This window comes from Pseudenhygromyxa sp. WMMC2535, assembly GCF_011083025.2.
This window is the reverse complement of sequence record NZ_JABJWV010000001.1, coordinates 9111095-9135149: the sequence shown is the minus strand read 5'-3', so window position 1 is coordinate 9135149 and position 24055 is coordinate 9111095. Positions and strand designations below refer to the sequence as shown.

Annotated in this window: 22 protein-coding genes; 11 read left to right on the top strand and 11 right to left on the bottom strand. The window is 68.4% G+C overall.

What is annotated here, in order from left to right:
* Window positions 1–83: 83 nt before the first annotated feature.
* Window positions 84–335: a tyrosine-type recombinase/integrase gene (locus G6O69_RS35215; RefSeq protein ID WP_172307847.1), complete on the bottom strand. Its 252-nt coding sequence runs from the start codon at window positions 333–335 to the stop codon at window positions 84–86.
* 306 nt (window positions 336–641) lie between these two features.
* On the opposite strand from G6O69_RS35215, the gene G6O69_RS35210 reads away from it, so the two are divergent.
* Window positions 642–806, top strand: coding sequence for a hypothetical protein (locus tag G6O69_RS35210; RefSeq protein ID WP_172307846.1), 165 nt, complete (start codon window positions 642–644; stop codon window positions 804–806).
* Between the two features lie 18 nt (window positions 807–824).
* Window positions 825–1913 carry a lanthionine synthetase LanC family protein gene (locus tag G6O69_RS35205; protein WP_176397268.1) on the top strand — a complete coding sequence of 363 codons (1089 nt, stop codon included), beginning with the start codon at window positions 825–827 and terminating at the stop codon, window positions 1911–1913.
* Here the strand turns inward: G6O69_RS35205 and G6O69_RS35200 are convergent.
* Genes G6O69_RS35200 through G6O69_RS35185 form a run of 4 tightly spaced genes read right to left on the bottom strand, consistent with a single transcriptional unit; the run spans window position 1907 to window position 6272 of the window.
* Window positions 1907–2695: a hypothetical protein gene (locus tag G6O69_RS35200; protein WP_172307844.1), complete on the bottom strand. Its 789-nt coding sequence runs from the start codon at window positions 2693–2695 to the stop codon at window positions 1907–1909. The two genes, G6O69_RS35205 and G6O69_RS35200, sit on opposite strands and share 7 nt — an antisense overlap.
* Entirely contained in the window at window positions 2682–3545 is an 864-nt protein-coding gene (locus G6O69_RS35195; RefSeq protein ID WP_172307843.1) for a hypothetical protein, read from the bottom strand. Before G6O69_RS35195 ends, G6O69_RS35200 begins: the two co-directional genes overlap by 14 nt.
* Window positions 3542–4798: a hypothetical protein gene (locus G6O69_RS35190; protein WP_172307842.1), complete on the bottom strand. Its 1257-nt coding sequence runs from the start codon at window positions 4796–4798 to the stop codon at window positions 3542–3544. The genes G6O69_RS35195 and G6O69_RS35190 overlap by 4 nt, the downstream gene beginning before the upstream one ends.
* Before the next feature lie 4 nt (window positions 4799–4802).
* A complete protein-coding gene (locus G6O69_RS35185) occupies window positions 4803–6272 on the bottom strand; it encodes a hypothetical protein (RefSeq protein ID WP_172307841.1) in 1470 nt (489 codons plus the stop codon).
* Between the two features lie 106 nt (window positions 6273–6378).
* Between G6O69_RS35185 and G6O69_RS35180 the strand changes: the two genes are divergently transcribed.
* The 4 genes from G6O69_RS35180 to istB all read left to right on the top strand — a co-directional run bounded on the left by G6O69_RS35180 (window position 6379) and on the right by istB (window position 10464).
* Window positions 6379–6537: a hypothetical protein gene (locus tag G6O69_RS35180; RefSeq protein WP_176397267.1), complete on the top strand. Its 159-nt coding sequence runs from the start codon at window positions 6379–6381 to the stop codon at window positions 6535–6537.
* 583 nt (window positions 6538–7120) lie between these two features.
* Entirely contained in the window at window positions 7121–8128 is a 1008-nt protein-coding gene (locus G6O69_RS35175) for a reverse transcriptase domain-containing protein (protein WP_346017125.1), read from the top strand.
* A 135-nt stretch (window positions 8129–8263) separates the two neighbouring features.
* Window positions 8264–9709 carry an IS21 family transposase gene (gene istA, locus G6O69_RS35170; protein WP_172301650.1) on the top strand — a complete coding sequence of 482 codons (1446 nt, stop codon included), beginning with the start codon at window positions 8264–8266 and terminating at the stop codon, window positions 9707–9709.
* Complete coding sequence (istB, locus tag G6O69_RS35165) at window positions 9706–10464, top strand: IS21-like element helper ATPase IstB (RefSeq protein ID WP_172301660.1); 759 nt, start codon at window positions 9706–9708, stop codon at window positions 10462–10464. Before istA ends, istB begins: the two co-directional genes overlap by 4 nt.
* A 141-nt stretch (window positions 10465–10605) precedes the next feature.
* On the opposite strand, the gene G6O69_RS35160 is transcribed toward istB, so the two are convergent.
* The 3 genes from G6O69_RS35160 to G6O69_RS35150 all read right to left on the bottom strand — a co-directional run bounded on the left by G6O69_RS35160 (window position 10606) and on the right by G6O69_RS35150 (window position 13559).
* Entirely contained in the window at window positions 10606–10794 is a 189-nt protein-coding gene (locus tag G6O69_RS35160) for a hypothetical protein (RefSeq protein ID WP_172307840.1), read from the bottom strand.
* Between the two features lie 712 nt (window positions 10795–11506).
* Entirely contained in the window at window positions 11507–12850 is a 1344-nt protein-coding gene (locus G6O69_RS35155) for an IS701 family transposase (RefSeq protein ID WP_172302544.1), read from the bottom strand.
* An 85-nt stretch (window positions 12851–12935) separates the two neighbouring features.
* Entirely contained in the window at window positions 12936–13559 is a 624-nt protein-coding gene (locus G6O69_RS35150; RefSeq protein ID WP_172307839.1) for a glutathione S-transferase family protein, read from the bottom strand.
* Between the two features lie 125 nt (window positions 13560–13684).
* Between G6O69_RS35150 and G6O69_RS35145 the strand changes: the two genes are divergently transcribed.
* Window positions 13685–14653 (top strand): YafY family protein, encoded by a 969-nt coding sequence (locus tag G6O69_RS35145; protein WP_172307838.1) that lies wholly within the window; start codon window positions 13685–13687, stop codon window positions 14651–14653.
* A 726-nt stretch (window positions 14654–15379) separates the two neighbouring features.
* Here the strand turns inward: G6O69_RS35145 and G6O69_RS35140 are convergent.
* On the bottom strand, window positions 15380–16447 hold the full coding sequence (locus G6O69_RS35140) for an alpha/beta hydrolase (RefSeq protein ID WP_172307837.1): 1068 nt from the start codon (window positions 16445–16447) through the stop codon (window positions 15380–15382).
* A 74-nt stretch (window positions 16448–16521) separates the two neighbouring features.
* On the opposite strand from G6O69_RS35140, the gene G6O69_RS35135 reads away from it, so the two are divergent.
* Window positions 16522–18459: a serine/threonine-protein kinase gene (locus G6O69_RS35135; protein WP_172307836.1), complete on the top strand. Its 1938-nt coding sequence runs from the start codon at window positions 16522–16524 to the stop codon at window positions 18457–18459.
* Window positions 18460–18506: 47 nt separating this feature from the next.
* On the opposite strand, the gene G6O69_RS35130 is transcribed toward G6O69_RS35135, so the two are convergent.
* Window positions 18507–19889: a PQQ-like beta-propeller repeat protein gene (locus G6O69_RS35130; protein ID WP_172307835.1), complete on the bottom strand. Its 1383-nt coding sequence runs from the start codon at window positions 19887–19889 to the stop codon at window positions 18507–18509.
* Window positions 19890–20103: 214 nt separating this feature from the next.
* Between G6O69_RS35130 and G6O69_RS35125 the strand changes: the two genes are divergently transcribed.
* Genes G6O69_RS35125 through G6O69_RS35115 form a run of 3 tightly spaced genes read left to right on the top strand, consistent with a single transcriptional unit; the run spans window position 20104 to window position 22663 of the window.
* Window positions 20104–20964 (top strand): sterol desaturase family protein, encoded by an 861-nt coding sequence (locus tag G6O69_RS35125; protein ID WP_176397266.1) that lies wholly within the window; start codon window positions 20104–20106, stop codon window positions 20962–20964.
* Window positions 20961–21752, top strand: a complete 792-nt coding sequence (locus tag G6O69_RS35120) for a Coq4 family protein (RefSeq protein ID WP_172307833.1) — start codon at window positions 20961–20963, stop codon at window positions 21750–21752. The genes G6O69_RS35125 and G6O69_RS35120 overlap by 4 nt, the downstream gene beginning before the upstream one ends.
* A complete protein-coding gene (locus tag G6O69_RS35115) occupies window positions 21749–22663 on the top strand; it encodes a TylF/MycF/NovP-related O-methyltransferase (protein ID WP_172307832.1) in 915 nt (304 codons plus the stop codon). Before G6O69_RS35120 ends, G6O69_RS35115 begins: the two co-directional genes overlap by 4 nt.
* Here the strand turns inward: G6O69_RS35115 and G6O69_RS35110 are convergent.
* Window positions 22639–24045 carry an SLC13 family permease gene (locus G6O69_RS35110; protein ID WP_172307831.1) on the bottom strand — a complete coding sequence of 469 codons (1407 nt, stop codon included), beginning with the start codon at window positions 24043–24045 and terminating at the stop codon, window positions 22639–22641. The two genes, G6O69_RS35115 and G6O69_RS35110, sit on opposite strands and share 25 nt — an antisense overlap.
* Window positions 24046–24055 lie beyond the last annotated feature (10 nt).

Sequence of the window (24055 nt, the reverse complement as noted above, 5' to 3'; positions counted from 1 at the left end):
CGCCAGGAGCCGCGCTGGGTTCCACCACGGAATCCTGAATACGCCCCTAAGTCATCGAGATCAAACAAGTTTCTGGATCCCGGCTAGACCGTCTCCACCATGTCTCCACTCCCGACCGGTGAGCCGGGCGAAGGAAGTTCGAGGAGCTTGATCGCCCGCTCGAGCGCAGCAGGGCTCGAGTGCATGTAGCGCTGCGTCGTCTGGAGGTTGCCGTGCCCGGCGAGCTCCTGGATCGCCCTCGCGGGCGCCCCCCTCATGGCGAGGTGAGAGCAGAAGGTATGCCGGAGCTTGTGGGGCGACCTGTACTTCAGCTTGGCCCGCCGGCACAGCTTCATGAGCCAGTTCGCCAGGCTTCATGCGTTTGGAGTTCCTACACGCACTCGAGCGGAGACCCAGACTTGGCATCTGATCCAGCCATTGCCACTTTCTTAATGCACCATTGCGGCGCATCCTCCGATTGATTCATGCGATTTTAACCGACTTGGCGATTGGGTAATGTGCCAACGGACATCCACTGCGCTCAGTGACAGCAAATTTAAAACCACATATTTAGAATCGCTTAAAGCAGAGGCTATGGGTTGACATTGAAGTTTAAGCGTGTCTTTAATGCCGGCGTCGGAATGCCGGCTGGAGCTAGAACCATGACCAAGAAGACCAAAGTTTCGGAAAAGAAGACCCAGGAGCGCAAGTTGAGCAAGGAGGAGCTGCTCGCGATCGTCGGTGGCCGCGCCGCGCCCATCGACTCGAATTTCTCCACCTACTCCTGCTTCAACGCTGGCTGCACCCACTCGACCGACGGCTGCTAGCCGCCGATCTCGCCAACAATGGTCGAACTCGGGCAATTGGCCATCCAGTATCTCGAGCTCGATGAAATATGGAGCCGAGGCGCGAGCACTCTCTACGATGGGATTGCAAATTCGCGTCTCGGCTACCCGTGGTTGATTGGCACGCTCTCGCGGGTGGGCATCGAGCACGCCACAATGACCCGATTCGCGCGGGTGCGGCTGCGCTCGCCTAGCGGCGAGATCAAGCCAGGTGCGCGGGCGGCATTCGTGGGCTCGCTCGGGCGCAGCCTCGCGCGCGCGACAATGGCCGACATCGATCCCGACCAGGGTCCGTGCGTCGAGTCCGAGCTCGAATCGTTCGTCCTCGCGGGCGGCGAATTTGGCCCCGATCTGTTCCTCGGCACCGCCGGCGTCGTCGCTGGGCTCGCGCAGCTGGTCGGCCGCTACCCGGTCGCCGGACCGCTGCTCGACCAGGCGATCGACGAGCTCTACGCCCAGCTCGAGCCGGGCATCGGTCAGGCCGAGCGGCGTGTACTCGGCCTCGCCCACGGGCTCGCGGGTCAGGCCGTGGCGCTCGAGGTCGGCCACCGTCGACGACCGTGCCCGTTCATCGAGGCGTTCCGTGCGTGGACCTACGAGCTGGTCTGCGCGAGCGTGGTCGACGACGCCGATGGGCGCCCGCTGTGGCCCCACGCGGTCGGCGGCATCGCTGCGTTTCAGGGCTGGTGCAACGGCACGCCGGGGATGGTCCACGGGTTCGCGCTGGCCGCGGCGCTGTCGGGTGATCGGCGCTACCGCGCGCTGACCGAGCGTGGCCTCGAGCTCATGGGCCGCTTCGACTTCACCCGCGAGTCGATGAACGACACGCTGTGCTGCGGGGCGCTGGGCGTGGCCGAGGCCTACCTCAACGCGTTTCGCCTCGACCGCGATCCCGACCACCTCGAGCGTGCGCGAGCGATCGTCGCGAGCGTCGATCCGCTGGCGATGGCTGCCGACAACCATGCTGACGAAATTGCGAGCCTTCATCGGGGTCTGCTGGGGTGGATCTATGTTGGTTGCGAGTGCGAAGCCGTCGACGAGCTCCCGCCCGTGGGTCTCGACCTGTGGCCGGTCGTCGCTGCTCAGTAGATGCCGTCGAAGTCGTCGCCGACGATGCGCCGCCACTGGGTCCCGATGAACCGCGTGGTCGCGACATCAGGGTCGAGGCACGACGGGCCGCCGTCGGGCGCGATGTTCATTCGCGCGAGCCAGGCGTCGCTGCCGTACTCGGCGTCGACCACCGCAGCGTTGATCGCCAGCCAGGTGCGCGCGAACGCCTCGTAGGTCCGCCAGCTGACTGACAAGAACCGTGGGTCGGCAGCGACGCGGATGGCCTCGCTGGCCACGCCCGCGCCGAGGCCATGTCGGGCGAGCGCGGCGGTGTGCGCGAGGGTGTGGGTTTGGGCCTCGCCGACGCACGCGGCGAGGGCATCGACGAGCAGCTCGAGCGGCGCGAGCCCGGTGTAGACGACGATCTTGTCGGGCCGCGCGAACACGTGATCATCTGCAGCGGCGTCGCGGATCGACAGCTTGGGATCGGCGTGGACGAAGGTCTTGAGCGCGATCGAGTGAGCGGCGACCGTGGTGCAGGTGTGGACACGCTCGACGACCCGCCAGTAGTCGGCCGGGCCCACGCACAGGTAGAGCTTGGGCCGCCATGGACCGCTGAATTCCGGCTGCTGGCCGGAGCGGCGCAGCCACGGACCGACACGGTCGAGCGGATGCTCGGCGGCCGCGAGCCGGGCGAGCATCTGCTCGCGGGCTGCGCTCGCGCTGGCGTGAAAGCCTGGCTGCTCGAACCCCCACACGACGGGCGAGACGTAGGGATGGATGAACTCGGTCGACGCTTGGCTCGGGCTAGGCATGGTCATGCTCGGCGAGCGCGTGGGCATAGGGCGCGCGCAGCTCGGTGAAGATTCGTCGAGGCTCCGCATGGGCTGGTTCGACGGACAGCGCGTCGAGCTCGGCCCAGACCGCGGCGATCGTCGGCGGCCGCGCCTGCGGGTCTGCTTCGATGCAGCGCTCGATCAGCGCCAGCAGTCGCCCGCGACCCGCAGCCTGGCAGGCCACGCGAAGATGCGCGTGGTCGCGAAAGTCTGCGAACCACCCGCGCCCGGCCTGACTCAAGTTCCACGAGTGACACATCATGCTGCCGAGCTGATGGACCACGCAGGCCTCCGTGACCTCACCGTTGCCGGTGTCGAGGGCGAGGTCGTGCTCGGGCGCGCCAAACGGGCGGGTCTGCTTGAGCTGCCAGGCGCCGTAGCTGTCTTCGGGGTCGAGGACCGCGCAGCCCTCGAGGTCGATGATCGTGACCCGCGACAGGTCGGGGCTGACCATGATGTTCTCGGTCTTGATGTCGGAGTACAGCAGCCGCCGGCGACGAAACGCGGCGAGCTGCTCGGCGACGAACAGCCACAGCCCGATCAGCTGGTCGGCCGAGCACGGCTGCTTGCCGATGCGCTCACCGACGTGCTCGGTGCACAGCGGGTCGGTGTCGAGTGCGCCGAACAACACCCGGCGCTGCGCGTCGTCGAGCTCGATGAGCGCGGGCACGGCGAGGTCGGCGAGCAAGCTCAGCGCCGCGCGCTCGCGCTCGACGTCGTCGGCGTGGGTCTGCTTGAAGCCGTCGAACTTGACGAAGGCCAGGCGCCGACCATCGGGCCCGTCGAGCTCGATGTCGGCGTGGAGCTTGAGCGCGGAACGGACGATCCGGGTCATGCCGCGCCTACCTGCGAGCGGTGGTGACGTGGCTCGCGCGACTTGATCCCAAAGGTCGTGAGCTCGTACAGCATCGCCGCACTGCACGGGTCGAGGCGCTCGGGCTCGACCGGGAGGCCGAGGAAGGACATCCACCGATCCCAGCGACCCTCGGGCATGACCGCGCGGGCGGCGTGAAGCGGCTCGAGCAGCGCCGGCTCGAGTTCGATCGAGGCGCTGAACCGGCGCTCGCCGACGCGCATCAGGTGGTCGTAGCCGGCCACGTCGGTCGCACGCAGCTCGAGCTCGCCAGCGACGGCGCGGGCCTCGACGTCGAGCGTGGCGTAAGGACGATGGACGCAATGCGAAGCCCCGAGGGTGTCGAGTCGATCGTCGAGCGACGCGATCAGATCGCGGTAACGGGCGAGGCTGGTCTCGTACGGGCGATAGAACGACGCCAGCAAGCGCCGACTCCAGTCGAGCTGCTCGTCGACGTCTGCGCCGCCCACGGTCCTGGCCATGATGATGCCGAGCCGATGGTTGGACGGGAGGATGCTCTGGAGGAAGTGGGGGAAGCTGCGGCCGAAGCGAAAATTGATCGAGAAGCTGAAGTCCAGGTAGTCGACGCAGTGCCACACGCCCGGCCCCATGTAGAGCCCGTCGCGGGGCCCGATCTGCGCCCACCAGCCGCCAGCCTCGGCCACGAAGCGCGCGCGGGCCTCGTGATCGAGGTCGTGGAAGCGGACACCGGAGAAGTTGAACACCGGATCGAGCTGGTGACCGGACTCGGCCGGCAGCAGGTAGACCCGCTTGGTCCCGAGCAGCTGGTAGAGCATCACGTGGCGACCATCACCATCGAAGTGGAACGGCGCGACGTTGCCGGCCGCGCCGACGAACGCGTAGCTGCGGGCTGGCTCGAACGGCCCATGCATCGCCGCTGGCAGCACGAACTGGTCGAGCAGCGGACGCGGCGTCTTGTGCTCCGAGATGTAGAGCGGGAGCTCGGTGGTCGTCGTGGCCAGGGCCATGAACCTGCCGTAGGTGGTCTCGTAGGTCTGGGGCAGGCCCCGCTCGGCGCCGAGGAACTGCTCGTAGGGCTCAACGAGGACTGCGGGCTCGTCGGCGAGCAGCTCGCTGAGCTCGGCCAGGCCCAGGTCGTGGCCAGGGCTGGCGCGGAAGGGCTCGCGCACCACCTGGGGCGGGCCGCCGAGCAGCGCGTCGAGACCTCCGGCCGTCGCCAGTTGATCGGGAGATATGGGGATGAGCTCGGTCATGTCGCTAGATCAGCTCGAAGCAGGGTTCGCGGAACCGCCCGCGGATGAAGTCGAACTCGCTGGCGTGAACGGCCCAGTAGCTGCGGACCGCGGGGGCACGCGCGAACTCGTCGAGGGCGGCGTGGCGGTGCCCGTCGTCGCATCGCTCGTCGAGCGCGACCCGCAGCGCCTCGCGCAAGCCACCATCGCTACACATCAGCCCGGCCCAGTCGATCGGGCAGCGCATCAACCATGCGTGACGAGCCGAGGGTGCCTCGCCCAGCTGACCGCCGGTCACCCCGATCATCGGCAGACCTAGGCGCTCGAAGTCGCTGTCAGCGAGCATCAGCTGACGCTGGCTGACGTAGGCCCCGCGGGCCGCGAGCCGATCGACGACGGCTTGGGCGAGCTCGTTGGCCGCAAACAACCGCGCCGTCGCCTGGTCTGGGCCTTCGCGGGCGAGCGCGACGAGGGTCTCGGCGTAGGCGGCGAGCGCCGGGTCGAACAACCCGGGCTCGAACTCGAGCCCATCGGCGTCGGCGAGCAGTCCTCGGCCTGCAGCGTGGGCCAGCTGCCACAGATAGTAGGCCCGCGCCTGCGCGCTGCGACGCACTCGAACGCCAGGTTCCGGGCCGACACCGCGCGCGAGCGCGGCGAGCAGCTCGTGGATGTAGGCGCGGATCGAGCCTTCCTCGGGCCCGGCCAGCGCGGCCTCGTGCGCGCGCGGCAGTCCGTCGATCCGACAAAAGCGCTCGTAGAACTCGTCGGCGATACCCGAGCTGCGCATGTGGACGAGGAGCCGCGCCTGGACCTGCTGCGAGAGCATGACGAAGCGAAAGATCCGCGCGCGCATCGCTTCGAAGGCCGGCAGGTCGGCCCCCCAATCGAGCGACGCCCGCTCGAGCGCGAACATGTCCATGGTCCGCTCGAGCTGCTCGCACGGCTGCTCGAACCCAGCCGCGGCGAGCACCTCGAGGCTCTGACACAAGGTCGAGAACCCGACCGAGCGATGACGCAGACGCTCGTCGCCGAGGATCCCGAGCGTGAGGTCGCGGTAGAGGACGTCGCTATGGAAGAAGCACGCAGCCTCGCTCAGGTGCATGTACGAGATGAACGCGTCGTCGGCCCAAGTCAGGGGGTTGGTCTCGCCGACGAAGAACGGCTCCCAGGCCAGGATGTGGAGCAGCTCGTGGCCGAGTTCGGCGAAGTCCTGGCAGATCGCCGGCCAGTGGTCGTAGCGAATCTCGTCGCCAGCTTCGGGCGGCTCGCGATAAGGAGCCGGCATGAAGAACGCGAGGTAGGGCCGCTGGGCGATCGGGTTCCACTCGCGGATCGCCCGACCTCCGGGACTACGGTGCGACTTGGCCAGCGTGTCGATGCCATCGAGCTGGCGCGCGAGGCCCGGATAGCGCGTGTGGAGCTGGGTCGCATCCGCCAACGAGCCGAGGTCGCTGCGCCTGAGCTCGAAGATCTCGCGCATCAGCTGGTCTCGCATGCGGGCGCACCATAGCGACGAGCGAATTGTCGCGCGCCGACTGCCCGGTCGGTATTGGTGATGGGGCGCGATGCCGACGTGCGATCGGTTGGTTTGCGCGCCCGCGATGCGGCCGGCCAAGCGCGAGACCTGCCCACGCGACCACGATCACCACCGCGTGAGCGTCAGGCCGCGCGCGAGCTGCAAGCGCGCACAGCCCGGCCTGGCCCGCGGTCGAGCGCCGCAACGCGGCCAAGCACCAACACGTTGCGATGGCCGTCGCTGACCGTGAGCATTCCTACACGACCATCGACTCGCGGCAAAACAACCACGCCGTGGTCGCACGCACAACCCCGCATCGCTACCAACCCGGACGAGATCGCGCGAGCGCTGGCGGACGCGGGGCTGGGGCCGCGGTGATGCCCGGGCAAATCGGATCGCCGATCACTGGCCGAACAAAGGGCTGGCGGAGCTGCTGCCCCACAACTGGTCGCCGAGCGACGTCGTGGCGGGCTGATCGAGCTCGGTGCTCGTGCTCGGGCGGTGCCACAGCCTCCGTGCGCCCGCAAGACGCCCTCACCGAGTGCTTAGTGCGCCGGGATAAACCGGCAGAGAGGAAGGAATGAAAGAGTCCAACACCGAAGGAGTAGCGACCCACGGTGACCCCGAGTCATGCGTCGACGATCGCGAGGTCGCAGGCGAAGCGTTGACAGGGGCACGTGCGGGCAGGGTATTGAGCCGCGAAATCAGGTCAACTCGGGGTGCCGACGCTGTTAAGCAAAGCGGAAGGCCACACGCCCAGCGCCGTCAGCGCGAGGAGTTGGGTGACCCCGCGCGGTCGGAGACCCCCTCGCACGCACGGAACCTCTTTGCGCGAGAACCGGGAGATCTCCACCCCGCCCGAGCGAGATGGTGGCTCGGGCCGCACCGGGAAGGCCGTCGGCCACACGCCGGTGGTGCACGGGATGGAGAGGTCGGACGGGCCCATAGTACCGACGAAGCCGCCGAACGACGCCCGCAGGGCTGAGGAGGTGGTGGAGGGAAGGGGACCGACCAAGGGGAACACGGACGAGCAAAACGTGCGCCGGACGCAGTGCCGGGGAAGCACGCCAAGTGCGCTCGATCGTGTGCGGGAGGCGGCGAGGAAAGACAAGAAGATGAAGTTCACGGCGCTCTTTCATCATGTGACGCTCGAACGGCTGAGGGCCTCCTACTACGCGCTGCGTAGGCGGGCGGCTCCCGGCACCGACGGCGTGACATGGGCGGAGTACGGGCAGCGTCTCGAAGACAACCTTCGTGACCTGCTCGACCGACTCCACCGAGGGGCGTACCGAGGGAAGCCGACTCGGCGTGTCTACATCCCGAAGCCTGGCGGGCGGCAGCGTCCGCTGGGTATCGCGTCGTTGGAGGACAAGATCGTCCAGCGTGCGGTGGTCGAGGTGCTGAACGCCATCTACGAGACCGACTTCCTCGGCTTCTCCTACGGGTTTCGGCCTGGGCGGAGCCCTCATCAGGCTCTGGATGCCCTGGCTACTGGAGTCCAGCGGAGGAAGGTGAACTGGGTGCTCGACGCGGACATTCGTGGTTTCTTCGATGCCATCGACCACGAGTGGATGATCAAATTCGTCGAGCATCGGATCGCGGACAAGAGGATCGTTCGGCTGCTGCGCAAGTGGCTCAAAGCCGGCATCCTCGAGCAGGGGGAGATGACGTACCCCGAGGGTGGGACGCCTCAAGGAGCGACGATTTCGCCGCTTCTGGCGAACATCTACCTTCACTACGTTCTCGACCTTTGGGCCCAGCAATGGAGGAAGCGTCATGCTGTCGGTGAGATGATCATCGTGCGGTATGCCGACGACTTCGTGGTGGGCTTCTGATCGACGACAATAACTTTTGCCGGTCGACGACAACTAAACCTGCCGGTCCGAGCCAGCCAGAACGCGCGTGGGACGCTGGGGAGCAGGAGCCCCCACGTGGTCACGGACGAGCAAGTACGGCTGCTACGGAGCAAGATGAACCAAGGCAAGACACAGCAGGCCGCAGCAGCGGCGGCGGGAATGAGCGTGAGGTCGGCGCGGAAGTGGCAGAGCGGGCCACTGCCCTCGCAGACCAAGGAGCCGCGGCACTGGCGGACGCGCAAGGATCCCTTCGAGGGGGTGTGGGAGGAGAAGATCGTCCCGCTGCTCGAGCGGGACAAGGAGGGCGAGCTCGAAGCCAAGACGCTGCTGAAGCAGCTGATCGAGGAGAAGCCCGAGCGCTTCAACCAGGGCCAGCTGCGGACGATGCAGCGGCGGGTCCGGGACTGGCGAGCGCTGCACGGACCAGACAAGGAGGTCTACTTCCAGCAAGAGCACCCGCCCGGCGAGGAAGCGGCGCTGGACTTCACCAACTGCAACGAGCTGCAGGTGACGATCGCGGGCGAGCCCTTCCGCCACCTGCTCTTCGAGCTGGTCCTGGTCGCGAGCGCGTGGACCTGGGCCTGCGTGGCGCTGTCGGAGAGCTACGAGGCGCTGGTCGAGGGGCTCCAGCGGGCACTGTGGGCCCTGGGCGGGGTGCCGCGGAAGCTGACCCTCGACAACATGTCGGCGGCGACGCACGAGCTGAAGAAGGCGCGGGGCCGGAGCCTCAACAAGCGCTTCGCGGACGCGTGCACGCATCTGGGCATCGAGACGGTCCGGCGCATCAACGTGGGCAAGTCGCACGAAAACGGCGCGGTCGAGGTCCGGCATCGGCGAACCAAAAAGCTGCTGAAGCAGGCGCTGATCTTGCGGGGCAGCCGGGACTTCGCCAGCGTCGAGGATTACGAGCGCTTCGTCCAGCAGACCCTCGAGCGCGAGCACAACCAGCACGTCACGGCGAAGCTCGAGCTCGAGAGCCCCTTGCTGAGGCCGCTGCCGATCAAGCCGGTGCCGACCTACACGACCGAGACGCCGAAGGTCCGGCGCTGGAGCACGATCAAGGTGCGGGGGCGGATCTACTCGGTGCCTTCGCAGCTGATCGGCCACCAGGTCGAGGTCCGGCTGCACGCCAACGAGGTCGAGCTGCGCTACGGCGGTGAGGTGGTCGAGACCTTCCCGCGGCTGCGAGGCGAAGGCGCGCACCGCATCGACTACCGCCACGTGATCGCCTCCTTGGTGCGCAAGCCCGGGGCCTTCCCCAACTACTGCTTCCGCGAGGAGCTGTACCCCTCGCTGATCTTCCGCCGGGCCTACGACGCGCTCGAGCGCGCTCGACCCGGGCGCGGCCACGTCGACTACGTGAGGATCTTGCACCTCGCGGCGATGACGATGGAGTCGACGGTCGAGGCCGAACTCGCGCAGCTGCTCGAGGCCGGCGCGCCCTTCGACTACGCGACGGTCAAGCAGCGGGTCCAGCCCACGGAGTCCGAGGTCCCGCAGCTCGAGGTCGGCGAGCCCGATCTGGGCGTCTACGACGAGCTGCTCGGAGGTGCGGCGTGAACCCTCGACCCCCCGCCCACGCCGAGCAGATCACCACGCTGCTGCGCAGCTTCAAGCTGACGACCGCGGCCGAGGAGCTGGTCCCGCGCCTGGTCACCGACGGCCACGAGCCAGCGCTGGCGACGATCGCCGAGGTCCTGGACCTCGAGGCCGAGGCCCGCCACGCTCGCCGAGTCGCTCGCCTGCGCCGGGCCTCGAAGCTCAGCGTCGGCAAGACCTTCGAGACCCTCGACGACAAGCGGCTGCCGCGACCGGTGGTCCGCAAGCTCCGCGAGCTGCAAGCCGGCGACTTCCTCGACGAGGCGATCAATGTGCTGGCCTTCGGCCTGCCCGGCGTCGGCAAGAGCCACGCCCTCGCGGCCCTCGGCCACGCCCTCGTCGAGCAGGGCCGCTCGGTGCTGTGGACGCCGACCTACTCGCTGATCCAGGAGCTGCTCGCGGCCAAGCGAGATCTGGAGCTGCCCCGGAAGCTGCGTCGGCTCGACAACTTCGAGCTCGTGATCCTCGACGACATCGGCTACGTCAAGCAGTCGGCCGAGGAGGCCGAGGTCCTCTTCACCCTGCTGGCCGAGCGCTACGAGCGACGCTCGACGGCGCTGACGAGCAACCTGGTCTTCAGCGAGTGGGACCGGATCTTCAACAACAAGATGGCGACCTCGGCCGCGATCGACCGGCTCGTGCACCACTCGGTGATCCTGGAATTCAACGTGTCCAGCTACCGGACCGAGAAGGCCAAGGGGCGCAAGAAGGGCTGACGCCCGACGACAACTACACCGGGCTGCGACAACTGCCCGAACGACAACTACCCCGCGCGCGAGGTCGCCGTGCACGGGGACGCGCAAGTCTCGCACCGGCAGGAATAATCGTCGCCAATCGGAAAAAATAATTGACGCTGATCAGGCTTCCAGCGCGAGTCGGATGCGAAACGGTTCCAGAACGCTCTGCGCGCGCGACTGCACGCGTTCGAACTGGAACTGCACCCCGACAAGACTCGCTTGCTTCGCTTCGGCAGGTTTGCTGCGGCGCAGCGTCGAGACCGAGGGGAGGGACGGCCAGAGACCTTCGAGTTTCTGGGCTTCATCCACATCTGTGGGAAGTCCAGGCGCGGACGTTTCTTGCTGTTGCGTCACACATCGACCAAGCGCATGCGGGCGAAGCTGAAGGCCATCGGACGAGAGCTGATGCGTCGACGGCATCATCCGCTACCCGCTCAAGGAGCATGGCTGGCTCGCGTACTACGAGGTCACCTCGGGTACTATGCGGTGCCGACCAACATCGAGAAGCTGGGACAATTCTGCCGAGAGGTCGTCCGTCTCTGGTTGCGAGCGCTTCGGCGCCGAAGCCAGCGGCATCGACTAACCTGGGAGCGGATGAAGAACCTGGCTGGCCGATGGCTGCCGCGAGCTCAGATCCTTCATCCTTGGCCAACCATCCGCTTCGACGCCAACACCCGAGGTAGGAGCCCAGTGCGGTAGTTCCGCTCGCTGGGATCTGTGCGGGGGGCGGGCCGAACCCTCGAGCTAAGGCCCGTCTCTACCGCGACCAGCCAAACAGCTTGCGCTTCTTGCCGACGCGCTTGCGGATGCGGGCTTCGCGGGGAGACAGAGTGACGGGAGGGTTCCAGCGGGGGAGCGTCATGCGTGGCCTCGTGTGAGGCCTACGGGATCACGACCGCCAGACGTTGTCGAACCGCGCCGCTAAGCGATCGGAATCTATTAACAATTCAAACTGATCGCCGCTCTAGTACGACTTGATCACATCCGCGAGGGCCTGATCGGTGGCCCCCGTGGGTCGATGTCACGTCCGCACATGGGACAGTGACCCAGCAAGTGAAGCAGGACCACTTGTAGCAACGCTCGGAATGCCTGGATGGTCAGCCCCGGCTCGGCTCGCTGTGCTTTCCGCCTCCGGGTCCTCCGGGGAAAAAATCACGCGGTGGAGCGTGAGAAAGGCGTGAGCCGCGGCGACCAGGGCGACGTGGTGGTGGAAGCCTCGCCATGTTCGTCCCTCGAAGTGGTCGAGGCCGAGCTCCCCTTTCATCTCCTGGTAGTCCCGTTCGATCCGCCAGCGAAGCTTGGCCAGGTAGACCAGCCTCTTGACCGTGGTCTTCGCGGGCAAGTTCGACAAATAAAACGCGGTTGGCTCCTTCTTCTTGTAGGACCACTCACACAGCAGCCACTGCACTTCACCCGGTGGGTGCCCTGACCGATGCCGGTGCGCGGTTCGGATGCGTAGCACCGCGAAGCGCCGCCGCTGAGGCCCGCGCGTCCCGTGGCGCCATTCGACGTGACGGAAGCGCCTGGCAGGCAAGCTCTTCGCCAGCTCTTCGACCGAGACGGGCTCGACTCCTTCGGGGGAGACCCACTTTGTTCGTGGCCGCCCCCTGGTGCCGGGAGCTTTGGACGGAGGAGGGCTCGGGCACGTCCCTGGCGGCCATACGACCGCGTTGCCGGAGATGCGCAGTACGTAGTGGAGCCCGCGTTCTTCGAGTCCCTTGCGGAATTCCGTCGAGTCGCCGTAGGCCGCGTCGGCGAGCACCGGTCGAGGCGCGAGCCCCCATTCGAGGGCGCGGTCGAGCATGCCGAGGCCGAGCTCGAGCTTCGTTTGATGGGAGAGCTCCTCGGGGACGCCTGCCTTGGTCCGGCGCCTTGGGTCGTTGGCCCAGACCTCGGGAAGAAACAAGCGCATGCCGATGCAAGCGCCGCCCGCCTCGCTGGCGAGGTGGAGGCTTGCTGCGACCTGGCAATTGTCGACGCGGCCCATCGTCCCCGAGTACTGACGCTGTACCCCGACGGAGTGCTTGCCCTTCTTGGGGAAGCCGGTGTCGTCGATGACGAAGGCGTCGAGGCCCGGGAGCTTGTCCTCGACGCGCAGGGCGAGTCGGCGAAACAGCTCCCACTCGTCCCAATCAGCGATCGTGATCGCCTGCTGGAGTCGCTGGCGGATGGCTTCGCTGTCACCGGGCGCGGCTGCGAGGCGCTGAGCGATGGGCACCATGCTCTTGCGCTCGCCATCGAGGAGAAGCCCACGCATGTAGTTGGCGAGGGCCTCGCGCCGCTCGCTGCGACCCATCTGATGAGTGATGTAGCCGAGAAACTCCTCGAGTTCGGCCCCCACCCGGGAGATTTGTTCTGGAGTCACCCCCGCAGCAGATCACAGCTGGGGATCGTTGTCGATCCCCATCTGACCAAGTAGTCCTAGCCCCCGACTCCCCCGGCCGTGGCCCTCACTTCCCGAGCTTGGCGCCCGAGGGCCGCGACATGCAGCGCTTCAGCCACGCGCCGGTCCGCGGCAGGCCGTCGAGGGACACGCCCATGCTGACGCCCCAGCCGAGCACGCCCGCGACGATCAGGTCGGCGAGGCTGAAGTCGCTGCCGAGCAGGTAGTCGTCGCGCTCGAGCTCGCCCTCGAGCACCGTGAGCCGCTTTTTGAGCTCGGCCCGGGCGAGCTCGGCCAGCGGCGGGTGATGCAGGGCCTCGGGCACCATCGCGGAGGTCGAGACGATCAGCAGGCGGACGAAGGGCTGGAGGTGCGCGTAGCTCCAGGTCGACCAGGAGACGGCGCGCAGGCGTGCAGCGCTGCCCGCCGCGGGCCACAGACCACGCTCGACACCAAAGCGATCGCCCAGGTACTGCATGATCGCCAGGCCCTCGAACATTGGCTTTTCGTCGATCACGAGGGCGGGGACGAGGCCGTTGGGGTTGATGGCCAGAAACTCGGGCCTCTTTTGCTCGCCCGCGTCGAGGTCGAGGCGGACGAGCTCGTGGGGGATGTCGAGCTCGAGCAGGGCCTGCTCGACGGGGCTGGCGCTGGAAGGACGGGTGGCGGTGTAAAGGGTGATGCTGGTCATGATGATTTCCTCGTGTGTGGGGAGTGGTGGGTTGGTGCGAGGCCCAGCCCCGCGACGAGAGCCAAGCTACTCCCAATTGCGGACAGGTTCTGTCCTCGATGTCCGCGGTACGCTAAAAAGTCGGCATGCTCGACACCTCGGCGCGTTTGTTGCGATTGCTGGCGCTGCTCCAGTCGCAGCGCTTCTGGGCGGGGACCGATCTGGCGGCGCGCCTCGAGGTGACGCCGAGGACCGTGCGCCGCGATGTGGAGCGGCTGCGCAGCCTCGGCTACCCCGTGGCCTCGAGCTCGGGGGTCGCGGGCGGCTACCAGCTCGAGCACGGCAGCCGGCTGCCGCCTTTGCTGCTCGATGACGACGAGGCGCTGGCGATGTCGGTGGGCCTACGCGGCGCCCTGGTGACAGGGGTCGAGGGCCTGGAGGAGGCGTCCTTGCGCGCGATGACCAAGCTCGAGCAGGTCATGCCGCAGCGCCTGCGCGGCCGCCTGGCGGGCTTTCACCGGGCCATCGCCCAGCTCCCGCTCAGGGGGCCGTCGGTGTCCTCGCAGGTGCTCGGCGCCATCGCCCAGGCCTCGTGGTCCGACAAGATCGTGCGCTTCGCCTACGTCGACGGGGCCTCGCAGCGAAGCTCGCGGATCGTCGAACCTCACGGCCTCGTCCACCTCGGCGGGCGCTGGTACCTGGCCGCCTTCGATCGCAAGCGCGAGGACTGGCGGACCTTCAGGGTCGACCGCATCGACGGAAAGGTGCGCGAGGGCGAGCGCTTCGTCCGCCGCGAGCCGCCCGGCAAAGACCTGGTCGCGCTGGTCTCTCGCTCGGTCAGCGGCGTCCGCAGCGACCAGCCCGCGCGGGTGATCATCCACGCGCCCTACGATCGCGTGCGCGCCAAGGTCCCCGCCCTGGCCGCGCACGTCAGCGAGATCGACGCGCAGCGCTGCCTGCTCGAGACCAGCGGGGGCTCGTTTTATCACCTCGCGCTGCACATTGGGCTGCTGGGCGAGGACTTCGAGGTTCAGTCGCCGCCGGAGCTGCAGGCGGTGGTCGAGCGGCTGGCGGGGACCTTTGGGCGCGCGGCGGGGCGGGGTGAGTCCGAGTAGCTCGGCGATCGTCGACGCCAGCCGAAGACGAATGGAATCAACGCGAACCAAAGGAGCGCGCTGCCGTTTTTGGACGGGGGCTCGACCTGACAGCCCTCCGCAGTCTCGGGCGGAGCACAGTCGAGGCCATCGTAGGCGAAGTCGAAGTTTTCGTCGTCCCACCAGCGGATGAAGTCCAGCCACGCGCCCGACTCATGATCGGCGTCGCAGTCGTCCCAGTCATAGCCATAGCGCTTGCTGTAGGCCGTGCATGCTTCGAGGAGCAGGTCTGCGAGCGCGTCGTCACGGACACCGCGGTTTCATACTCTTCTTCGCTCATGCAGGTACAAAGGGAGATGCTCTTGTCTGCCTCCCAGTCGAGGATGAGCTGCTGTGTGCCGTCGTTCCAGTAGCCGCGGGTCCCGACGAGGACGATGCAGGCGGGCTCACGGTGAATATCGGCGAGGTTCTCTTCGCCACTGAGTGGTCGCTCGACGCATCCCCAGGCCACACCGATGAACACGGCGGCGATCAGGGCGGTGAGCTGGCGATGACCTCGTCCCACTAGGAGCCCGTGGTGGAACCCAGCGCGGCTCCTGGCGCAGGGATTTTTGTCGAGGGCGCGAAGCCAAAACGCTGCTGTACCGGGCGTACTGCAAGTTTTGGCGACAAAGCCCTCGGCGAAAAGACCAAGCCAGGTGTCGTGTTGGGTTTCACCACGGGCTCCTAGCCCCTCCGGCTTCATCTTCACTGCTCGAGCTGACAAAGGCGCACGCGCAGCGCGTCGGCGAGCTCCTCGATCGCGGCCCGAGCCAGCGGAATCGCCCCGCCCATGCACACGTAGCCGTGGATCAGCCGCTCGTGGCAGCGCAGGTCCACGGCCACGCCGGCGGCCTGCAAGCGCGCGGCGTACTCGTGGCCCTCGTCGCGCAGCGGGTCGAAGCCCGCGGTGTGGATCAGCGCGGGGGCGAGGCCCTCGAGTGACTCGGCGAGCAGCGGGGAGCCCTTGGGATCGCGGGCGTCCTCGGAGCCGCGGAGGTAGTAGCCCATGAAGTAGTCGAGCAGCTCGACGGTCAGGAAGAAGCCGCGGGCGAAGCGGGTGTGCGAGGCGTGGCCGCGGCGCAGGTCCGTGGCCGGGTAGACGAGCACCTGGGCCCCGGGCTGGGGCTCGCCGGCGTCGCGCAGCTGCTGGCAGACGGCCGCCGAGAGGTTGCCGCCGGCCGAGTCGCCGCCGATGACCAGGCGCGAAGGATCGCCGCCGTGGGCTTCGACCAAACGAGGGTTCTTGCGTAGGGCTCGCACGACGGCGAGGGCGTCCTCGAGGGCGGCGGGGAAGGGGTGCTCGGGCGCCTTGCGGTACTCGATGGCGAGGACCAGGCAGTGGGCGCGGGCGGCGAGCAGGCTGCACGGGCCGACGTGGGTGTCGAGGCTGCCGATCACGAAGCCGCCGCCGTGCAGCCACAGGAGCACCGGGAGGTCCTCGTTGGGCGCGGCCTCGGGGCGGTAGACGCGGCAGGGCAGGGGGCCGGTGGCGCCGGGGAGGGTGGTGTCCTCGATGCTCACGCCGGGGGCCGGGGGCAGGTCGAGGATCGGGGCGTCGCGGTCGAAGGCGCGGCGGGCCTTGTCCGGCGGGAGCTTGTGGATCCCCCCGAGCTTGGCGGCGGCCATGAGCGAGAGCAGGGCGTGGGTTGCGAGGTCGAGCTCGACGCCACGGTCGCTGCGCGGCGGGGGACCGGCGACCATGCGGAGCAGGGGCTCGGGGCCCGCGAGGACGGCTCGGAGGAGTCCGCGGATCAGGGGGAGAGGGGCAGACATGTCGTTGAGTCTGCCGGCTGTCGGGCGTGTGTCCATGGCGAGCCGCGATGAGCCGAAGCTTGGACGTCGGCACCGTGAGCCGTGATACCCTGTGTACGATGAGCGCCGAGGAGGGCGAGGGCCGGCGTCGCACGCAGGCCTGGATGGGCGAGCAGCTCTCCTCGCAGCGGAGCGAGTCGGCGCGCGCGGGCTCCTCGAAGTGGATCCCGGCGGAGCCGGCGTCGTCGAGCTGGACCGGGACGCCGAGCGCCGTCGCGGCTGGCGAGGCCGGGAAGGCAGCGCTGACGCCCGGGGCGGCGCTGCCCGCCAAGGCCGTGGGCCGAGCTGCCGGGGCCCAGCTCCCCGCGACTCACTCTCCCGCAGCCAAGAGCGCGGGCCCTGCCGGCGGGCCGCAGGGCTGGGGTCCGCTCCCGGTTCACCTCGCCGCGCCGACGCAGCCGGCCGCGAGCGCGGGCCAGGCCGGCGAGCTCGTCGGCGGCCGCTATCGCCTCCAGCGCTTGCTCGGTCGCGGCGCGCTCACGGAGACCTGGGAGGCGGTGCACGTCGAGCTCGAGCGCGCGGTGGCGATCAAGTTCGTGCTCCCCCAGCTGCCCACGGAGCTCGGCGAGGCGATGCTCGAGGAGGCGCGCAGCGTCGCCAAGATCGGCCACCCGCACGTGCTCGAGTACAGCGACTTTGGCCGCCGGCCCAACGGCGCGCCCTACTTCGTGATGGAGCTGCTCTCGGGCCAGACCCTGGCCGAGCTGCTCGCGGCGCGCCAGACCTTGCCCTGGGCGCGGGCGGTGAACGTCGCCAAGCAGGTCGCGGACGCGCTCTCGGCCGCGCACCGCCAGGGCGTGGTTCACCGCGACCTGCGGCCAGAGAACATCTTCATGGTCGCGGCCGAGGCGGCCGGCGACTTCATCGAGGTGCTCGACTTTGGCCTGACGCGGGCGGGGGCCTTTGGCGGCACGCCCGGGTTCATGAGCCCCGAGCAGTGCCGCGGCGAGGCCCTGGATCCGCGCAGCGACGTCTACGCCCTCGGCTGCCTGATCTTCGCGATGGTCGCCGGAGAGCCGCCCTTTGTCGGCACGGCCCAGGAGGTGGTCTGGCGCCAGCTCCACGAGGCCCCCAAGACCATGGCGGCCAAGGTCCCGAGACAGTTCATCTCCGAGGAGCTCGAGGCCGTGGTCGCTCGTTGCCTCGCCAAGCTCCCGGAGCAGCGCTTCACCGACACCGAGGCGCTGGGCATGGAGCTCGGTCGCATCGCGCAGGCGGCGAGCTCGGCGAGCATCGCCGGGTCGCCGGTGATCCGCGCGTTCGGATCGGGCGGCGCGGCGCCCATGGGCTTCGCGGGTCGGCCGGCGCCGCGGGACGCCGTCGAGCTCGACGCGAGCCTGGCGGGCGCGGAGCAGGCCGAGCCGGCGTCCACGCGCGAGCGCAGCGGTGATGGTGGAGATGGTGGAGACGTGGGGTGGGCCTTCGATGGTGGGCGGCAGGCCGGCGTCGTGCGGGAGGGAGTGCCCGCCGAGGACATGGCGAGCCCGCGGCGCTCGCCGGCTGCGGTCGTGGCGGGCGTGTTTGGCATCGCTGCGACGATCGGCGCCGTGGGGATCGCCGTGTTCTGGCTGTTCTTTCGTCAGACGGCGGAGGTCGAGGGGGGCGAGCAGGCGCCGACGCAGGATCGGCGCGCGGCCGAGGGCGAACCTGGCGAGGAACCTGGCGAGGCGAGGGGAGAGGAGACGCCCGAGGCCAGGCCGCCGCTGGTGGAGGCCGAGGAAGTCGAGCCTGAGGCGCCGGCGCCAGCGAGCGCGGACGAGTCCGCGGCCGAGGGGTCGAAGGGCGAGTCGTCGGCGAGCAAGAAAGCTCGCGCCAAGGCGACGGCCGAAGACGAGGCTGGAGCGGGCGAGGCCGCGCCGAGCGAGGGCGAGCAGGCGCCTGCTCCCGAGGCGGCCGACAAGCCCACGGACAAGCCGCAGAGCAAGGCCAACGAAGGCATCGAGCTCGACGAGCTCGTCGATCCCTGGGGCTGATCCCCGGGGTGGCGCTCGCGCCACGAGTGAGCGCGCGGTCGGGTGGGTCAGGGACAAAGCGAGGGGACGCTGGGATCGACGAGCTCGATCGGCCCGTCGGGGGTCGCCATGAACAAGGCGCCCGCGAGGCCGAGGAAGCTCAGCGACTTGCCAGGCATGCCGCCGATGTCGCGGGACTGATAGATGGTCGAGCGCGCGCCAGTGTCGACGTCGATGGCGTTGACGACGTAGGGCGCGAGCAGGGACTTGCGCGACGACAGGTAGAGCAGGCCGCTGAGGTCGGCGACGATCGGGTCGTGGCCGATGTTGGCCAGGTTCACCGTCCACTTGGTCGCCATCTCGCCGTCCTCGAGCTCCCAGGGGGCGAAGGCCACGGCGCCGCCGCTGCCGTCGAAGCTGTCGTTGATCGCGATCACGTAGCCGTTCTCGGCGACGGCGATGTTGTGCCAGGTCGAGAGCAGCTTGGTGCTCTGCGGGAAGGCGGTGGCCGAGCCGACCAGCGCGCCGCTTTGCTGGTCGAGGCAGAGCACCTGCGAGCCGGCGACGCCAGGCTCGGGGGCCGCGTGCACGCACAGCCGGCCGTCGGTGAGCACGCCGATGGAGTCGCCAAAGGACAGCCCGGCGGGGGCCTCGTAGATCCAGTCGGGGCTGTGTTGGGTTGCGCCGGCGAGCTCGAGGCTGACCGGGTCGTAGCTGACGCGGAAGATCGCCGCGTCGATCACGAAGAAGAAGTGGCCGAGGCCGTCGGTCAGCGGGCGCGGGCCAAAGCCAGCGTCGAGGGTGGGGTTTGGCCCGCCGAAGTCGAGGTCGCCGAGGCTCGCGCTGTGGCGCACCTCCAACTCCCCGTCCACGGGCTCGGTGGCGATCACCGAGTACAGCGGCATGCCAGTCACGAGCATGTTGCCGTCGGGGAGCAGGGTGGTCCCGTTGTAGGCGCCGGCGGGGATCGCCGTCGACCACGTGGCCTCGCTCAGGTCGTGGCTCAAGCGCACGAGCTTCGAGTCGGCGGTCCACCAGCTGTAGCCCTGGTCATCGAGCAGACCCCCGCCGGCGTTGGGGTAGCTCGCGCCCAGGGGGAAGCTGTGGGCGAGCGAGAGGGTGGTCGCGTCGTAGGCGAGCAGCTCCCCGGCGCCGCCCATGGCCTGGGCGTAGATCAGGTCGCCGGCGTGGAGGGTGACGATGGTGGCTCCCGTGTCGAGGGTGCGCGGTTGCGTCGCGCTGAGATCGCTGCTTGGGCCGCACACCGGCGAGGCGTTGGTGGCCGCGAGGTCATGGTGAATCGTCGGCCAGGGCGCGAGCGCGTCGATGCCAATGACCTCCGCGTCACGCATGAATTCATCATCGAGCGTGGCGTCGGTGTCGGGCACGCAACCGAGGGCTGCGGTGGCGATCAGGGCGAGACAGCGGGGGGACTGGAGCCTGTATTTCATCGTGCTCGCAGCGTAGCGAGAGCCGAGGCGAAGGGGTGTTTCCGCGTGTTTCGCTGGCCCCGATCGCGCGGCCTGGCGCGGCAGCCTCCGCATGTCTGCGCTGCTGAATCTGCATACTTCGACATGCGCGCTCGATCCGCAGCGCATCGGATTCGAAGCCACCGCCAAAAGCGATGCGCACCGAGGTGGTCTATGGCTTGCACAGTCGATGGGCATGGCTGCTGACATGTCTTTGATCTTCGAGACGCTGACCTACCTGGTCACGATCTTGATGCGCTCGTTTTCCAAGTATCTGCTCGTCTGCGGCGGCGCCTATCTGCTGGTCTGGATCGCGCTGCCCAAGCTCCTGCGCCACCGCCGATTACACGCCAGGCAGCCCACGCGCGCGCGGCTGATCGCGGAGCTCCAGCAGTCCTTCATCGGCCTGGTGTCGATCGCCTTGACCACCGCGCTCGCGCTGCCCGTCTTTCACGCCGGCTACCTGAAGGTCTACACGGACGTCGGTGAGCACGGCCTGCTGTGGCTGCCGCTGAGCTTGCTGATCTTGATCGTCGGCGGGGACACCTACTTCTATTGGACCCACCGCGCGATGCATTCACGCCTGCTCTATCGCGCCGTGCACAAGGTCCACCACAGGTCGGTGCGACCCTCGCCGCTGGCCGCCTACAGCTTCTCGGTGCTCGAGAGCATCGTCCACGCGGCCTACCTCCCGCTGGTCTTGCTGGTCATGCCCGTGTCCCACGCCGTGCTCGTGGCGATGGTCGTGTTCTACGTGGGCATGGAGGCCTACGTGCACCTCGGCTACGAGGTCCTGCCCCGCGGCTTCACCCGCCTGCCCGGCGCGCGCTGGCTCGGGACCTCGACGCTGCACAACATGCACCACCAGTACTTTCGCTGGAACTATGGCGTGTACTTCACCTGGTGGGACCGCGCGATGGGGACCTTGCACCCCGACTACGACGCGCGCCTCGAGGCGCTGACCTCGACGCCCCTGATCCTCCGCGGGGCTCCCCTCCGCGCCGCCCCCCTCGACGAGGACCCCTCCGCGGCCCGGTCTGTGAGCGCCGCGCGATGATCGCCTCGGTCGCCCCTCGGGCCTCGCAGCCCCCCAGCTTGTTCGCGCGCGGCTGGGCGGTGCTCTACCACTGCGTGCGCGTGCTCTTCTTGCGCTGGCCCAACTACGACTTCAACGACCTCGCGGGCCTGCAAGACAACCTCGATGGCCCCGCCTTCTCGCGCGCGGCCGCGGACATGCGCGACGACGCCGAGGGCCGTCGGCTGCTGCGCGGCCGCGAGGTGCTCAGGGTGCGCGAGCTGGACTGGGTCTACCTCAGCCAGCTGCCGACCGAGAGCTTCGGCCACAACGTCTGGCATCATTTCTACGCCAACGGCCTGCTCGAGGACGTGGAGCTCGCGCCCCCGCGGCTGTGTTGGGACCCGGACACGGAGTACGCCAAGGCGCGCTACCGATCGACCCACGACATGCGTCACGTACTGCTCGGCCTCGGCATCGAGCTCCACGAGGAGGTCTGCCTGCAGGTGTTCCAGTACGCCCAGCTGCCGCAGAAGTTGTCCGCGCTGGTGGTCTTGTTCGGCGCGCTCAAGCTGCTCTTCGTCGACCCGAGCTGGCGGACCTTCTTCGTGCGTGCGCCGCGAGCCTGGCGGTCCGGCAGGCGCGGTCGCGGGCTGCACTGCGTCTGCTTCGAGGAGCTGTGGGAGCTGCCCCTCGACGCCCTGCGCGAGCGCCTCGGCGTCACGGCCGTGGGCGCGCGCTACCCCGTGGCCGAGCGCCACCGCGACGCCGCTGACTTTCCTCGCATCTACAAAGCCCAACCCAACACCCAGATCGAGAGCACGCCATGACCTCCACTAGCCTGTCCGCCCACGTCGAGCCGCTGTTTCGCCGCCTGTCGCCGATCCGCTACCGCTCCCCCCTTCGTTACCCGCGCCTCGTCGGCCAGGTCCTGTGGCGCAAGCGTCGGGATCAGGCGGTGCTCAGCGCCAAGATCCAGGCGCTGATCGCCGCGCAGGGCCGCGACCTCGCCCCCGAGGTCCTCGACACCTACCTCGAGAGCATGCTGCTGCTCCACTACCTCCAGCTGTCCAACATCAAGGTCTACTCGATGCTCAAGCCCGAGCTCATGGACAGCCTCGCCAGCGAGTGTGCCCGGGTGCTGCGCGCGGGCGTGCCCGGGGACTTCGTCGACGTGGGCGTGTGGAAGGGCGGGAGCAGCATGATCATGAAGTCCGTCAACGACTACCTCGGCGGCACTCGGCGGATCTCGTGCCTCGACATCTACGACACCATGGATCTCCAGGTCATCGACGCCGAGGACCCCGTCGACGATCGGATCATCGTCTCGGCCCTCGACCTCGCCCGCGAGCACTTCGGGACCGAGGGGGTGCGCACCTCGATCGCCGAGATCCGTCAGAACTTCCGCGAGCTCGGCGTGGGCCTCGACGGCGTCGAGTTCCTGCGCGGCAACCTGATCTCGCCGGACTTCCCCTTTGATCGCGTCGGCGAGATCGCGCTGCTGCGCATCGACTGCGACTTCTATACGGCGACCAAGAACACCCTCGCGCGCCTCTACCCCAAGGTGCAGCCCGGGGGCACGATCATCTTCGACGACTACTACCTCGAGGGCTTCGGCGAGGCGCGGGCGGCCGATGAGTTCCGCGCCGAGATCGGCGACGACAGCCCGCTGCTGCGCGTCGGCCAGAGCGCGGTCTGGCGGCTGCCGGGCGGGGATCAGGCGAGCACGAGCAGCACGTAGGCGACCGCGAGGACGATCTGGACCAGGGCGTAGGGCAGCGCCTTGGCCACGAAGCCGGCGAAGCTCAGCTCGAGCTTGTAGCGGTGGATGATCGTGACCGCGACCAGAGTGCTGGCCGAGCCGATCGGGGTCAGGTTGCCGCCCAGGTTGGCCCCGAAGACCACCGACCACCACTTGGGGTCGCTGCCGGGCGTGCCCATGTTGGCGAGGATCTTGGCGAGCATCGCCGACAGCGGGATGTTGTCGGTGACCGAGGAGAAGGCCGAGGCCGAGATCAGCACCAGGCCGGTGCCCAGGGTCTCGCCCAGGCCGATCATCCACGCCAGGCCGTGGCCGATCAGCTCGAGCACCAGGGCGTGCTCCATCACGTTGATGACCACGAAGAGCGCGGCGAAGAAGCCGAGCAGGTCCCAGTCGACGCCCTTGTAGAACTGGTCGACGCTGCTCTTGTAGCGGATCAGCATGATCGCCGCGAAGGCCAGGGCGACGTAGCCCATGCCGAGCTCGCTGACCCAGGGCAGCACCGAGGTCGTGGCGATGACGAGCACGAAGAGCACGGTCATCGCCGCGCCGAACGCGAAGAAGCCCTGGCTGTCGACGCCGTCGCGCTCGTCGAAGCCGTCGACGAGGGCCGCGGCCTCGGCCCGCTCGGCGTCGCTGGTCAGCGCCTCGATTTTGAACAGCTTGATGCCCATGGCGATGGTCACCGCCGTGGCCACGGCCACGTAGGGCGCGGCCTTGTAGAAGAACTCGACGAAGCTGATGCCCGCGGCCGTCCCGACGATGATGTTGGGGACCGAGGAGATCAGCGTGAGCAGGCCGCCGATATTTGTCAGCAGGCCCTCGATCAGCAAGAAGCCGAGCAGGTCGCGCTCGCGGCCGAGCTTGCGCAGGCTGACGCCGGTGAGCGAGCCGACGATCAGCATGGCGGTGACGTTGTTGAGCACCGCCGAGAACACCACGGTCATCAGGCCGTAGAACCACAGCAGCCGCCGGGGCTCGCCGCGGCTGGCCTTGGTCAGCTTGATGGCGATCCACGTGAACAGCCCGGACTTGCTGGTCACGTCGATGAACAGGCTCGAGCCGAGGATGATGGCGATCACCCCCCAGTCCACGGCGGGGATGTAGACCGGCATCTCGATCTCGTGGCCGCCGACGGACACGGGGCCGAAGGGCAGCAGCTCGAGGGCGGTGGCGATCAGCAGGCAGATCACGGCGAACACGCCGACGATCAGCGACTTCTTGGCGTGGAGCTTCTCCTCGAGGGCGAGCGCGAGGATCATCGCGACGAGCAGGCCGGCGAAGAGCAGGGTCACGCTCGTGGGGACGGCGCCCTCGCCGGTGGCGAGCAGGACGGGGGAGGTGCAGAGCAGGGCAAACATGGGGCGAGGT

Bases quoted from the DNA above. Each gene is read 5' to 3' on its own strand.
- G6O69_RS35215 (WP_172307847.1), bottom strand. From the start codon at position 335: ATGAAGCTGTGCCGGCGGGCCAAGCTGAAGTACAGGTCGCCCCACAAG.
- G6O69_RS35210 (WP_172307846.1), top strand. From the start codon at position 642: ATGACCAAGAAGACCAAAGTTTCGGAAAAGAAGACCCAGGAGCGCAAG.
- G6O69_RS35205 (WP_176397268.1), top strand. From the start codon at position 825: ATGGTCGAACTCGGGCAATTGGCCATCCAGTATCTCGAGCTCGATGAA.
- G6O69_RS35200 (WP_172307844.1), bottom strand. From the start codon at position 2,695: ATGACCATGCCTAGCCCGAGCCAAGCGTCGACCGAGTTCATCCATCCC.
- G6O69_RS35195 (WP_172307843.1), bottom strand. From the start codon at position 3,545: ATGACCCGGATCGTCCGTTCCGCGCTCAAGCTCCACGCCGACATCGAG.
- G6O69_RS35190 (WP_172307842.1), bottom strand. From the start codon at position 4,798: ATGACCGAGCTCATCCCCATATCTCCCGATCAACTGGCGACGGCCGGA.
- G6O69_RS35185 (WP_172307841.1), bottom strand. From the start codon at position 6,272: ATGCGAGACCAGCTGATGCGCGAGATCTTCGAGCTCAGGCGCAGCGAC.
- G6O69_RS35180 (WP_176397267.1), top strand. From the start codon at position 6,379: ATGCGGCCGGCCAAGCGCGAGACCTGCCCACGCGACCACGATCACCAC.
- istA (WP_172301650.1), top strand. From the start codon at position 8,264: ATGAACCAAGGCAAGACACAGCAGGCCGCAGCAGCGGCGGCGGGAATG.
- G6O69_RS35150 (WP_172307839.1), bottom strand. From the start codon at position 13,559: ATGACCAGCATCACCCTTTACACCGCCACCCGTCCTTCCAGCGCCAGC.
- G6O69_RS35145 (WP_172307838.1), top strand. From the start codon at position 13,685: ATGCTCGACACCTCGGCGCGTTTGTTGCGATTGCTGGCGCTGCTCCAG.
- G6O69_RS35140 (WP_172307837.1), bottom strand. From the start codon at position 16,447: ATGTCTGCCCCTCTCCCCCTGATCCGCGGACTCCTCCGAGCCGTCCTC.
- G6O69_RS35130 (WP_172307835.1), bottom strand. From the start codon at position 19,889: ATGAAATACAGGCTCCAGTCCCCCCGCTGTCTCGCCCTGATCGCCACC.
- G6O69_RS35125 (WP_176397266.1), top strand. From the start codon at position 20,104: ATGGCTGCTGACATGTCTTTGATCTTCGAGACGCTGACCTACCTGGTC.
- G6O69_RS35120 (WP_172307833.1), top strand. From the start codon at position 20,961: ATGATCGCCTCGGTCGCCCCTCGGGCCTCGCAGCCCCCCAGCTTGTTC.
- G6O69_RS35115 (WP_172307832.1), top strand. From the start codon at position 21,749: ATGACCTCCACTAGCCTGTCCGCCCACGTCGAGCCGCTGTTTCGCCGC.
- G6O69_RS35110 (WP_172307831.1), bottom strand. From the start codon at position 24,045: ATGTTTGCCCTGCTCTGCACCTCCCCCGTCCTGCTCGCCACCGGCGAG.